At 61.9% G+C, this 12,140-nt stretch carries 8 protein-coding genes and 3 pseudogenes; 6 read left to right on the top strand and 5 right to left on the bottom strand.

All coding sequences use genetic code 11. From position 1 onward, the window contains the following. Positions 1–45: 45 nt before the first annotated feature. Positions 46–987: a sugar-binding transcriptional regulator gene (locus tag ABOC21_RS07840; RefSeq protein ID WP_426814154.1), complete on the top strand. Its 942-nt coding sequence runs from the start codon at positions 46–48 to the stop codon at positions 985–987. 13 nt (positions 988–1,000) lie between these two features. On the opposite strand, the gene ABOC21_RS07835 is transcribed toward ABOC21_RS07840, so the two are convergent. Beyond that, positions 1,001–2,011, bottom strand: coding sequence for a substrate-binding domain-containing protein (locus ABOC21_RS07835; RefSeq protein ID WP_426814153.1), 1,011 nt, complete (start codon positions 2,009–2,011; stop codon positions 1,001–1,003). Between the two features lie 266 nt (positions 2,012–2,277). Here ABOC21_RS07835 and ABOC21_RS07830 point away from each other — a divergent pair, with 266 nt between their 5' ends. Together ABOC21_RS07830 and ABOC21_RS07825 are read left to right on the top strand one after the other, a co-directional pair. Beyond that, complete coding sequence (locus ABOC21_RS07830; protein WP_426814152.1) at positions 2,278–3,027, top strand: SDR family oxidoreductase; 750 nt, start codon at positions 2,278–2,280, stop codon at positions 3,025–3,027. Between the two features lie 32 nt (positions 3,028–3,059). Then, positions 3,060–4,669, top strand: a pseudogene (locus ABOC21_RS07825) (FGGY-family carbohydrate kinase). Positions 4,670–5,247: 578 nt separating this feature from the next. Here ABOC21_RS07825 and fbaB read toward each other — a convergent pair. Beyond that, a pseudogene (fbaB, locus tag ABOC21_RS07820) lies at positions 5,248–6,301 on the bottom strand (class I fructose-bisphosphate aldolase). 250 nt (positions 6,302–6,551) lie between these two features. On the opposite strand from fbaB, the gene ABOC21_RS07815 reads away from it, so the two are divergent. The 3 genes and pseudogenes from ABOC21_RS07815 to ABOC21_RS07805 all read left to right on the top strand — a co-directional run bounded on the left by ABOC21_RS07815 (position 6,552) and on the right by ABOC21_RS07805 (position 9,793). Further along, positions 6,552–7,829: a nucleoside permease gene (locus tag ABOC21_RS07815; protein ID WP_426814151.1), complete on the top strand. Its 1,278-nt coding sequence runs from the start codon at positions 6,552–6,554 to the stop codon at positions 7,827–7,829. Further along, positions 7,826–8,830: an ADP-ribosylglycohydrolase family protein gene (locus tag ABOC21_RS07810; protein ID WP_426814150.1), complete on the top strand. Its 1,005-nt coding sequence runs from the start codon at positions 7,826–7,828 to the stop codon at positions 8,828–8,830. Before ABOC21_RS07815 ends, ABOC21_RS07810 begins: the two co-directional genes overlap by 4 nt. Then, positions 8,827–9,793: pseudogene (locus ABOC21_RS07805) on the top strand (PfkB family carbohydrate kinase). The gene ABOC21_RS07810 and the pseudogene ABOC21_RS07805 overlap by 4 nt, the downstream one beginning before the upstream one ends. Here the strand turns inward: ABOC21_RS07805 and ABOC21_RS07800 are convergent. The 3 genes from ABOC21_RS07800 to thiM are packed head-to-tail and all read right to left on the bottom strand — an operon-like array spanning position 9,767 to position 12,128. Beyond that, positions 9,767–10,513 (bottom strand): GntR family transcriptional regulator, encoded by a 747-nt coding sequence (locus ABOC21_RS07800; RefSeq protein ID WP_095100825.1) that lies wholly within the window; start codon positions 10,511–10,513, stop codon positions 9,767–9,769. The pseudogene ABOC21_RS07805 and the gene ABOC21_RS07800 sit on opposite strands and share 27 nt — an antisense overlap. Positions 10,514–10,554: 41 nt before the next feature. Then, on the bottom strand, positions 10,555–11,355 hold the full coding sequence (thiD, locus tag ABOC21_RS07795; protein ID WP_426814149.1) for a bifunctional hydroxymethylpyrimidine kinase/phosphomethylpyrimidine kinase: 801 nt from the start codon (positions 11,353–11,355) through the stop codon (positions 10,555–10,557). After that, on the bottom strand, positions 11,352–12,128 hold the full coding sequence (thiM, locus tag ABOC21_RS07790) for a hydroxyethylthiazole kinase (RefSeq protein ID WP_426814148.1): 777 nt from the start codon (positions 12,126–12,128) through the stop codon (positions 11,352–11,354). The genes thiD and thiM overlap by 4 nt, the downstream gene beginning before the upstream one ends. Between the last annotated feature and the right edge of the window lie 12 nt (positions 12,129–12,140).

Here is a 12,140-nt window from a genome sequence, read left to right as displayed (position 1 = left end):
AAAGACGTGCTTATCGCCGCGGCCGCCAACTTAAGGCAGGGAATCGTGAGTAAAGAAGATGACATCAGGCTGGACCAGAAGGTCCGCGCCGCGTGGATGTACTACATTGCCGGCCAGAATCAGAGCGAGATCGCCAGCCAGCTCGGCACCTCAAGGCCGGTGGTCCAGCGGCTGATTGCCGCGGCGAAAGAGGAAGGCATCGTCTCAATTGGGCTACACCATCCGGTAGCCAACTGCCTCGACTACGCCCAGCTGCTGCAGGAAAAATATCGGCTTATCGACTGCAATATCGTCCCGGCCTACAGCGAGGAGAGCACCCTCGACAGCGTGTCGTTCGGCTGTTATCAGCTGATGGCCCGCTATCTGCAGGACGATAAGGTCAAAATTATCGGCATTGGCTCCGGGCTGACGCTGAAAAAAACCATGCAGCGCATCGATTTCGACAGTCTGAACACGCGCTGCGTGGCGCTGATAAGCGCGATGGATGCCGACGGACAGTGCAACTACTACGACGACGTTCCCCTGCTGCTGGCGCGGAAAATTCAGGCCAAATATTACCAGTGGCCGGCGCCGCGCTACGCGCAAACGGTGGACGAGCACCGGATGTGGTGCACCAGCCGGCTGTTCCAGAACGTGTCGGGCGTGGCGCAGCAGGCGGACGTGATTTTCGTCGGCATCGGCCCGCTGGGCACCCACAGCCCGATATTCAAGGACGGATTTATCGATCGGGCGCAGCTGGACGAGCTGACGGCGCAGGGCGGGATCGGCGAGATCCTCGGCCGCTTTATCGATGCCGAAGGCGGCGTGGTGGAGAGCAATATCAACCAGATGATCACCAGCTACGATATCCGCCATAACCGCTGCCCGCGCATCGCGGTGGCCTGCGGCGAATATAAGCGTCCGGCGATTCTCGCCGCGCTGAAAGGCGGCTGGATCAACGGCCTGGTGACCGATGAGCACACCGCCCGCTGGCTGCTGACGCGCTAACGTCCGCGCCGGTTCAGATAGGTTCGCGGCTGCCGATCAGCAGCGGCGGGATTTCGACCAGCTGTTTCGCGGCGTCGCCGGAATCGATAATGCCGAATACCGCCTCCAGCATCGCCGGCACGTTCTGCTGAACCATGTCGATATCGTGCCCCAGCAGGTAGACGAAAGGATCCCAGTCAAAGCAGCCCATCGGCGGCTGCCCGGTGCCGGTCAGGCCGCGCTGGGCCAGCCAGCGAACGACCCCTTCAAGCGAGATGGTCGAGTTGACGAAGAAGCCCTGCAGATGCTCATCCGGCACGCCGAAGCGGGCCTGCATGCTGGCCTCAACTTTGCCTTTCGAGTAGCCGGGGGCGAGAATATTTTCCGCCGGCACGCTCAGGCCGCGCGCCCGATGCGCGTCGTGAAAGCCGCGCAGACGCTCAAGGGTGTTGTGGTCGCTGCTGCGCCCGCCGACGAAGGTCAGCGGCGCCAGGCTGCCGTGTCGCCGCAGGCTGTTGTCGAGGATTTTATCGGTCAGCGCCCGCGCCCCGGCGTAGTTGTCGGAAATCACCGAAGGCGCAATGGTGCCCGGCAGGTCGAGGTTGACGGTGGGCACGCCGGCCTGCTGGCACAGCTCGGTAATTTTGTCCGGGTTGGTCGCCCCGGTCGCCACCACCCAGTCCACCTGCCAGGAGAGCATCGCCTTCACCGCCTCAATCTCCAGCTCCGGGCGCCGGCGGGTACAGGTAATAATCGGCAGCAGGCCGCGCTCGCGGGCCATCTCTTCAAAGCTTTCCGCCACCGAGCCGAAGTAGCGGTTATCATATTTAGGGACGATCATGCCGATCACGTGGGATTTTTTACTGCGCAGCATGCTGGCCTGGCGGTTGATGGCATAGCCCTGCTCTTCGGCAATCCGGGTAACCTTCTCCGCCAGCTTCGCGCTGATGCGGCGCTTTTTCCAGTTACCGTTGAGGATCGCGCTCACCGCGCTGGCCGAAACGCCGGATAATTCCGCCAGATCGTAGATAGTGATTTTTTTCATTTTCCCAACTTGCGTCACAAATTCATTTCGCTGTTAATTTACCCACTTGCTCAATCGATGGAGCTGGCGCACATTAGCTTCATCGATTGAGCAACCACTATGCTCCCCGGCGCGCAGGTCGCACGCCGCTCAGTATCCAGCGTATATAAATAAATGATGCTGATATTCAAAATCTTAGCAAGATTTAGTGCCCGACTCCAACGCTGGTCCCGGCTTATTACGGGCCAGATCGATTTACCAAAATAGACTCGGTGAAGGATTATAAAATGAACCACTCTGTATCCTCTATGAATACTTCTCTCAATGGTAAAGTCGCCGCGGTGACCGGCGCGGCTTCCGGTATCGGCCTCGAATGCGCCAAAACCCTGCTCGCGGCGGGCGCGAAGGTGGTGCTGATCGACCGCGAAGGCGAAAAGCTAAACAAGATTGTGGCCGAACTGGGCGAAAACGCCTTTGCCCTGCAGGTGGATCTGATGCAGGGCGAACAGGTCGATAATATTCTGGCCGGCATTCTTAAGCTGGCGGGCGGGCTGGATATCTTCCACGCCAACGCCGGCGCCTATATCGGCGGGCCGGTGGCCGAAGGCGATCCGGACGTCTGGGATCGCGTGCTCCACCTTAACACCAACGCCGCCTTCCGCTGCGTGCGCAGCGTACTGCCGCACCTGATCGCGCAAAAGTCCGGCGATATCATCTTTACCAGCTCCATCGCCGGGGTGGTGCCGGTTATCTGGGAACCTATCTACACCGCCTCAAAATTTGCGGTTCAGGCGTTCGTACACACCACCCGCCGCCAGGTGTCGCAGCACGGCGTGCGCGTCGGCGCGGTCCTGCCTGGCCCGGTGGTAACCGCCTTGCTTGACGACTGGCCAAAAGAGAAAATGGAAGAAGCGCTGGCCAACGGCAGCCTGATGCAGCCGATTGAGGTGGCTGAATCCGTGCTGTTTATGGTGACCCGCTCGAAAAACGTCACCGTGCGCGACCTCGTTATCCTGCCTAACAGCGTGGATCTCTAACTCTTTAATCAGGCTGGCTAAAGGATGGCTCTATGAACAGCGATACACCAACCATTATTGGCGTCGATGTCGGCTCGGGCAGCGTGCGGGCGGGCGTTTTCAACCTCAGTGGTGAACTGCTCGCCCACGCGACGCGGGAGATTACCCTCTTTCGCAGCCCGGGAAGCATAGTTGAACAATCCAGCAGCGAGATTTGGCAGGCGGTGTGCGATAGTATTAAAACCGCGCTCGCCCGCTCCGGCGCCGCGCCGGACTCGGTTGCGGGCATTGGCTTCGACGCCACCTGTTCGCTGGTGGTGGTCGGTGCAAACGACGCGCCGCTGGCGGTGGGTCCTTCAGAGGACCCTAACCGCGACATCATCGTCTGGATGGATCACCGCGCCACCGGGCAGGCGGAAAAAATTAACGCCACCGGTCACCCGGTGCTGCAGTACGTCGGCGGCATAATCTCGCCGGAGATGGAAACGCCAAAAATACTGTGGCTTAAGGAGAATAGACCGCAGATTTATCAGCAGGCGCGACACTTTTTTGACCTCGCCGACTACCTGACCTGGCGCGCCACCGGCGACGAGGCCCGCTCGGTCTGTACCGTCACCTGTAAATGGACCTATCTGGCCCACGAGCAGCGCTGGGATGCCGACTACTTCCGCCAGATTGGGCTTACCGAGTCTGACGGACGAGGGGTTTGCGCGCATCGGCCAGCGCATTGTCGATCCGGGAACGCCCTGCGGCAGCGGCCTTACCGCCGTCGCCGCGCAGCAGATGGGCCTGCCGGTCGGCACGCCGGTGGCGGTTGGCATGATTGACGCCCACGCCGGCGGCATCGGCACCGTCGGAGTGCTCGACGGCGCGCTCAGCAATATGGCCTACGTCTTCGGCACCTCCTCCTGCACCATGACCACCTCGCCAGAGGCCATCTTTGTGCCCGGCGTCTGGGGTCCCTACTACTCGGCAATGGTGCCGGGTTTCTGGCTGAATGAAGGCGGTCAGAGCGCGGCAGGCGCCGCTATCGACCGGCTGCTGAGCTTCCATCCGGCGTCGCATGAAGCCCGCCAGCTGGCGCAGGAGGCCGGGCTGCCGCTGCCGGTCTATCTCGCGGACCGGGTGCTGGCCCGCCTGGAGAGCCCCTCCGAAGCGGTACACCTCGCCGCCGGCCTGCACGTAGTGCCTGAATTCTTAGGCAACCGCGCGCCGCTGGCGGACCCTGGCGCCAGGGCGATCGTTGCCGGGCTGGGCATGGAAGAGGATGTCGATCATCTGCTGGCGCTGTACGTGGCCGGACTGTGCGGCATTGGCTACGGCCTGCGGCAGATTCTTGATGCCCAGCAGGCCTGCGGCGTGCGCAGCGAGAATATCGTGATTAGCGGCGGCGCGGGGCAGCATCCGCTGGTTCGCCAGTCTGCTGGCCGATACCTGCGGCATTCCGGTGATGAGCACCGAGTGCAGCGAGCCGGTGCTGCTGGGTTCGGCGATTTTGGGCGCCGTCGCTGGCGGGGTTTGCGCGTCGTTGCCGGAGGCGATGAAGCGGTTTACCCGGGTGGATAAGATCTATCATAGCGCGACGCAGCATCAGGCGGTTCACCAGCGGCGCTATGAGGCTTATCTGGCGCTGCAGCAGGCGGCCAGGTTGGTAAGGGAGTAGCAGCGAGCGTACAGTGGGCTTAAGGAAGAGCCTACCTGGTGCCCTAAAGTTTGGTGCCAGCCACGGCGGAGGATATTTTCTTGCTCCGCAGGATGTTGCGCTCCCCGGCGATTTCCCTGCCCTATGTTCCCCGTAGCGCAGGGAGCGCACAGGGGGCGGCCCATCGCCGCCGCCCCCTGTCCCCCCGGGCTCCGGCCAGCCAAAATCGCCGCTGCGCGGTCCCTTCGACCGATGCCGTCAGGCTGTCGGGTCGGGCCGAGGTAACGTCCCTGTAAATCACGGCCCTCAGCCCGCATCCATGCGGGCTGCCCCGGCCTGCCGGCAGCGTCTCAGCGATTTTGAGGCCGACAACACCAGCAGTTTCAGCCGGCTTCAGAACATTCGATAAACGACGTTCAGGGACAAAAAGGCGTCGAATCCGACCGAAACCACGACCCTCAGCCCGCATCCATGCGGGCTGCCCCGGCCTGCCGGCAGCGTCTCAGCGATTTTGCGGCCGACAACACCAGCAGTTTCAGCCGACATCTTCGCGGCAATGAACGTCCGATAAAAAACGTTCAGAGACACAAAAGACACGCCTAAGCGATGGTTACCTTGCCGTCGAGATAGACGTCCTGCACGGCGTTGATCAGCTTCACGCCGTCGGCCATCGATTTTTTGAAGGCTTTACGGCCAAGGATCAGCCCCATGCCGCCGGCGCGCTTGTTGATTACCGCCGTACGTACGGCATCCGTCAGGTCGGTCTCGCCTCCCGCCGCGCCGCCGGAGTTAATCAACCCCGCCCGCCCCATATAGCAGTTCGCCAGCTGGTAGCGAACCAGATCGATCGGGTTCTCGCTGGTCAGCTTGCTGTAGACGCGGTCGTCGGTATAGCCGAAGTTAACCGCCTTATAGCCGCCGTTATTCTCCGCCATTTTCTGCTTCACGATATCCGCGCCAATGGTCGCCGCCAGGTGGTTCGCCTGCCCGGTCAGGTCGGCGGAGACGTGGTAATCGACGCCATCTTTCTTGAAGGCCGGGTTGCGCAGATAGGCCCACAGCACGGTGACCAGCCCCAGCTCGTGCGCGCGCTCGAACGCCGCGGAGATCTCTTCGATCTGGCGCCGCGACTCTTCGGAACCGAAATAGATAGTCGCCCCCACCGCCACCGCGCCCATATTAAAGGCCTGCTCAACGCTGGCGTACAGGGTCTGGTCGAAGGTGTTCGGATAGCTCAGGGTTTCGTTGTGGTTCAGCTTGACGAGGAACGGAATGCGGTGCGCGTAGCGGCGCGATACCGAGGCCAGCACGCCGTAGGTCGACGCCACGCAGTTACAGCCGGCCTCAATCGCCAGCTCGACGATATTTTTCGGATCGAAGTACAGCGGGTTGGCGGCAAAAGAGGCGCCGGCCGAGTGTTCCACGCCCTGGTCAACCGGTAGAATCGACAGATATCCGGTGCCGGCCAGGCGCCCCGTGTTGTACAGGGTTTGCATATTACGCAGCACCGCCGGCGGACGATTGTTATCAACCATCACCCGGTCGACGTAATCCGCTCCCGGTAAATAGAGCCTGATCGGCTGGAATAGTCATACAACGGTGCTGTAACAGGCTGTCGGCATCTTTGCCAAGCAATTGCGTAATATCAGTCATAGCAATAACTCCCGTAAGGCCGGCCGCGGCCGGCGTCAATGTTCCTGACCCAACTTTTTTGGGCAGGTTAAGCCTGGTACCGACTTAGCATATTTTCCAGCCGGGATCGCATTTTTTCAGTAACTTCTGCTGGCACGATTCAGATACGAAAAAGTGTTAACTTGTTCAAACAATCAGCTCAGTGGTATTTAAAAGGTATTATCAAATGGTACTCTAAATGCGTACCTTACCTGTCATGAAGGATCTCCAAATGAAAACTACAGCAAAGCTGTCGTTCATGATGTTCGTTGAGTGGTTTATCTGGGGAGCGTGGTTTGTTCCTCTGTGGCTGTGGCTGAGCAAAAGCGGCTTCAGCGCCGGCGAAATTGGCTGGTCCTATGCCTGTACCGCCATTGCTGCCATTCTCTCTCCGGTGCTGGTCGGCTCGCTGACGGATCGCTTCTTCTCCGCGCAAAAAGTGCTGGCGATTCTGATGTTTGCCGGGGCGATACTGATGTACTTCGCCGCGCAGCAGACCACCTTCAGCGGCTTCTTCCCGCTGCTGCTGGCCTACTCCCTTACCTACATGCCGACCATCGCCCTAACCAACAGTATCGCCTTTTCCAACGTCGCCGACGTCGAACGCGATTTCCCGCGCATTAGGGTGATGGGGACCATCGGCTGGATCGGCTCCGGGCTGGTGTGTGGTTTCTTACCGGGAATGCTCGGCCTCGGCGATATCTCGCCCACCAACGTGCCGCTGCTGATCGCCGCGGGCAGCTCGCTGGTGCTGGGGATTTTTGCGCTGTGCCTGCCGGATACGCCGCCGAAGAGTACCGGCAAGCTGAGCCTGAAGGTGATGCTGGGGCTGGACGCGCTGATCATGCTGCGCGACCGCAACTTCCTCGTCTTTTTCTTCTGTTCGTTCCTCTTCGCCATGCCGCTGGCCTTCTATTACATCTTTGCCAACGGCTATCTCAGCGAATCGGGGATGAAAAACGCCACCGGCTGGATGACTCTCGGCCAGTTCTCTGAAATCTTCTTTATGCTGGCGCTGCCGTTCTTCACTAAGCACTTTGGTATTAAAAAGGTTCTATTACTTGGTCTTATTACCGCCGCCATCCGCTACGGCTTTTTCGTCTACGGCGCGGCAGATAACTATTTCACCTATACGCTGATGTTCCTCGGCATTCTGCTGCACGGCGTCAGCTACGACTTCTATTACGTCACCGCCTACATCTACGTCGACAAAAAGGCGCCGGTGGCGATGCGCAACGCCGCGCAGGGGCTCATCACCCTCTGCTGTCAGGGGTTCGGCAGCCTGCTGGGCTACCGCCTCGGCGGGGTGATGATGGAGAAAATGTTTGCCTACTCATCGCCGGTAAACGGCCATACCTTTAACTGGGCAGGGATGTGGACGTTCGGCGCCATCATGATTGCCGTTATCGCCGTGCTGTTCATGGTGTTCTTCCGCGAGTCGGACAAAGACATCACCACCATTGAGATCGACGCGCAGGATGCTGCGCTTACACAAGAGGAAGTCAAATGAAAGCAGAACGTATTCTCGGTGCCCTTTACGGGCAGGCGTTAGGGGATGCGCTGGGCATGCCGTCGGAGCTGTGGCCAAGATCGCGGGTGAAGGCCCACTTTGGCTGGATCGACCGTTTCCTGCCCGGACCGGCGGAAAACAATGCCGCCTGTTACTTTGCCGAGGCCGAGTTCACCGACGACACCTCGATGGCCCTGTGCCTCGCCGATGCCATCATCGAATGCGACGGCCGGATTGTTCCCGATACCATCGGCCGCCACATCCTCCGCTGGGCGGAGGAGTTTGACGCCTTTAATAAAAATGTTCTCGGGCCGACGTCAAAAATCGCCCTCAAGGCCATTCGCAGCGGCACGCCGGTAAGCGAGCTGGAGAATAACGGGGTAACCAACGGCGCGGCGATGCGCGCCTCTCCGCTGGGATGCCTGCTGCCGACCGGCGACCTCGACGCCTTTATTGCCGAGGTTGCCGCCGCCTCCAGCCCAACGCATAAATCTGATTTGGCCATCGCCGGTGCGACGGTCATCGCCTGGGCCATCTCGCGCGCCGTCGACGGCGCAGGCTGGTCCGCCATCGCCGATGCGCTTCCGACCATCGCCCATCATGCCCAGCAGCAGCGCGTCACGACCTTTAGCGCCTCGCTGGCTCTGCGCATTGAGCTGGCATTACGCACCGTCCGCAGCGCGGGCGGAGTCGAGTCCGCCTGTGAGCAGCTTTATCAGTTGGTGGGGGCCGGAACCAGTACCATCGAATCCGTGCCCTGCGCCGTGGCGATGGTTGAGCTTGCCGGCACCGACCCTAACCGCTGCGCGGTGCTTTGCGCCAACCTCGGCGGCGATACCGACACCATCGGCGCGATGGCCACCGCCATTTGCGGGGCGATAAACGGCATTTCGGCCATCGATGGCCAGCTCAAAGCGCGTCTGGACGAGGTCAATAAGCTGGACTTCACGCGCTACGCCGACGCCCTCGGCCGCTACCGCCGGCAGCGGGAGGCGCAATGAATAGCCGCCAGCTGAGCGATAAGCTCGCGACCCTCAGCGCCGTCAGGCCGGTGACGGTTATCGGGGCCGCGGTGATCGACGTAATCGCCGACGCTTACGCCCTGCCGTGGCGCGGCTGCGATATCGAACTGCAGCAGCAGAGCGTCAACGTCGGCGGCTGCGCCCTGAATATTGCGGTGGCGCTCAAAAGGCTGGGCATCGCGGCGCAAAACGCGCTGCCGATCGGCGAAGGGGTGTGGGCGGAAATTATCCGCAATCGCCTGGCGCAGGAGGGGATAACCAGCGTGATAACCCACGCCAGCGGCGACAACGGCTGGTGCCTGGCGCTGGTGGAGCCGGACGGAGAGCGCACGTTTATGTCCTTCAGCGGCGTCGAAAACCAGTGGCGCGACGACTGGCTCATACCGCTCAATGCCGGGCCCAACGGCCTGGCGTATCTTTCCGGCTACCAGACTGGCTTCCGCCAGCGGCGAACGGCTGGTGACGTGGCTGGAGCAGCAGAGTGACGTCACGCCGTTTATCGACTTTGGTCCGCGCATTGCCGATATCCCCGAAGCGCTAATGGCGCGTCTGATGGCGCTGAAGCCGCTGGTTTCCGTTAACCGCCAGGAGGCGCTGATTGCCGCCGAGGCCAACGGCTTCTCCGCTGAGGTGAGCGAGTTCGGCGCCGGGTGGCTGAACAAGTACGGCGCCCCGCTGATCGTCCGCCTGGATAAAGACGGCGCGTGGTTTTTCAGCCCGCAGGCGAGCGGCCAGGCCCGAGCCTTCCCGGCGACGGTGGTCGATACCATCGGCGCCGGAGACAGCCACGCCGGAGGCACCCTCGCCGGCTTAGCCGCCGGCTGGAGCCTGGAAGAAGCGGTGACCCTGGGGAATGCCGTGGCGGCGTGGGTGGTGAGCCATCGGGGCGGCGATTGCGCCCCGGATCGCGAAACCCTACTCCTCGCACACAAAGACGTATAGATCGCTGCGGCAGTAGCTAATGCTGTATTCGATAGGGTGCTGGTGCTGATCGAGGGCAACCTGCTTAATCACCAGCACCGGAATCGCGCTATCCATCTGAATATGCGACTGAAACTCGGCGTCCGGCATCCGGGCGCTAACCCGGGAGCGGGTGCGCTGGGGAAGGATCTGCCGGCTGCGGAAGTAGTCGTACAGCGAGACGCTGATCGCATCGACGTCGTGGATAAGATGCGCGGGAACCCACGACTCCTCAAGCGATACCGCCGCTTCATCCACGTAGCGGATGCGCTTAAGCATAAATACGTCGCTGCCCGCGGCAATCGCCAGCTGCTGCGCGACCTCCTCCGGGCATTTGACGATCCGCTTGTTGACCCACAGGGTGTCGGGCTTTTTGCCCCGCAGCACAACCTGCTGGGTAAAGCCGCGCGCCTCTTTCAGCGAATACTCGAAAATATTGTTGACCCGGGTGCCGTAGCCCTGGGCGCGGGTGACCACGCCCTCATCTTCCAGCGTCCGCAGCGCCTTGCGCACGGTGATACGCGATACGCCGGTGAGCTGGCTCAGATCGCGCTCGCCGGGCAGGATATTGCCGTTCTCCAGCCAGCCGCTGCGCACGGCATCTTTGATGGTGTCGGCAAACCTGATATACAGCGGCGCGTTATCCGTCGCGGCCATGCGTTCAACGAGCTGGTTAATCAACCGGGTATGCGCCTGTTCCATTTGTCTTTTCCTGACTGAAATCTGGCGTCAGTATATCAGGCTTACCACCAGGCGTGGAAATGGTGCACCGGGCCAATCCCCTGCCCCACTTCCAGCGAATCCGCCTGCGCCAGCGCCGCGGAGAGCCAGCCTTTAGCCTCGGCGACCGTTTGTCCCCAGTCGGCGTAGCGCGGACGCAGCGCGGCCAGCGCGGCGGAGAGCGTACAGCCGGTGCCGTGGGTATTTTTGGTCCTGATTCGCGGAGCGGTGAAGCGCTGCTCGCCTTTGGCGCTAAAGAGCCAGTCCGGACTTTCGGCATCGTCCAGATGACCGCCCTTCAGCAGCACCGCACCGCAGCCCAGCGCCAGCAGCGCCCGGCCCTGCTCAAGCATCTCTTTTTCATTCTGCGCGTGGGGCGCATCCAGCAGCGCCGCGGCCTCCGGCAGGTTGGGCGTTATCAGCGAAACCTGCGGCAGCAGCCGGGTACGCAGCGTCGCGATCGCATCGGGAGAGAGCAGCGGGTCGCCGCTTTTCGCCAGCATCACCGTATCCAGCACCACGTTGGCGATCCGGTAGCGCGCCAGCCGCTCGGCCACGGCTTCGACAATATCCGTTTCCGCCAGCATGCCAATTTTGGTGGTATCGATGCGCACGTCGCTAAACACCGAGTCCAGCTGGGCGGCAACAAAATCAGGCTCGATGCGGTACACCGACTGTACGCCGCGGGTATTCTGCGCCACCAGCGCGGTGATCACCGAGCAGCCGTAGGCGCCGAGGGCGGAGAAGGTTTTCAGATCGGCCTGAATCCCCGCGCCGCCGCTGGGGTCGGTGCCGGCAATCGTTAAGGCGTTAATTCGCTTCATTGCTGCTCCTCCTCGTACAGCGCATCGAGGAACGCCGGGGTAAAGCTACCCGGGCCGCCCTGACGGGCCGCCAGCCCGCCCGCCAGCTTCATCAGGCCGCAGGCCGCCGCAACGTTTTCCAGCCGGTCGCCGGGCAGCGCCGTACTGGCGGCAACGACCGCAGAGAGGGCGCAGCCGGTGCCAACAACGCGGGTCATCAGGCGATCCCCGCCGCTGACGGCGCGCGTGCGCTGGCCGTCGGTGACGTAATCCACCTCGCCGGTCACCGCCACCACCGTGTTCAGCTGACGCGCCAGCGCCTGAGCGGCCGGCAGCGCCGCCGCCGCGGTATCGGTGGTATCGACCCCGCGCCCGCCGCCGCTCATTCCCGCGAGGGCCATAATCTCCGAGGCATTGCCGCGAATGGCCGCCGGCTGCAGGGTTAACAGGTCGCGACAGAATTCGCTGCGCAGGGTGAGCGCGCCGACCGCAACCGGGTCCAGCGCCCACGGCTTGCCGGCCTGCTGCGCGCTACGGACAGCCGCCCGCATGGCGTCGGCGCGGTCGACGGTTAAGGTGCCGACGTTAATCAGCAGCGCATCGGCAACGGCGGCAAACTGGCTGGCCTCCTGCGGGTCAATCACCATCGCGGGGGAAGCGCCAATCGCCAGCAGGACGTTGGCGGTGAACGTCTGCACCACGTCGTTGGTCATGCAGTGAATTAGGGGGGAGTGGCGGCGAAAAAGGTGTCGCAGATGCGCAATATGCGCGGGGTTCAGTGGCTCAGCTTGCATCGTTTGCTCCAG

The organism is Klebsiella sp. WOUb02, from assembly GCF_050058015.1.
Taxonomy (GTDB): Bacteria; Pseudomonadota; Gammaproteobacteria; order Enterobacterales; family Enterobacteriaceae; genus Klebsiella.
This window is presented reverse-complemented; position numbering and strand designations above follow the sequence as displayed.

Excerpts from the sequence above, each read along its gene's own strand:
- ABOC21_RS07835 (WP_426814153.1), bottom strand. The coding sequence starts at position 2,011 with ATGAAAAAAATCACTATCTACGATCTGGCGGAATTATCCGGCGTTTCG.
- ABOC21_RS07810 (WP_426814150.1), top strand. The coding sequence starts at position 7,826 with ATGAAAGCAGAACGTATTCTCGGTGCCCTTTACGGGCAGGCGTTAGGG.
- ABOC21_RS07800 (WP_095100825.1), bottom strand. The coding sequence starts at position 10,513 with ATGGAACAGGCGCATACCCGGTTGATTAACCAGCTCGTTGAACGCATG.
- ABOC21_RS07815 (WP_426814151.1), top strand. The coding sequence starts at position 6,552 with ATGAAAACTACAGCAAAGCTGTCGTTCATGATGTTCGTTGAGTGGTTT.
- ABOC21_RS07830 (WP_426814152.1), top strand. The coding sequence starts at position 2,278 with ATGAACCACTCTGTATCCTCTATGAATACTTCTCTCAATGGTAAAGTC.
- thiD (WP_426814149.1), bottom strand. The coding sequence starts at position 11,355 with ATGAAGCGAATTAACGCCTTAACGATTGCCGGCACCGACCCCAGCGGC.
- thiM (WP_426814148.1), bottom strand. The coding sequence starts at position 12,128 with ATGCAAGCTGAGCCACTGAACCCCGCGCATATTGCGCATCTGCGACAC.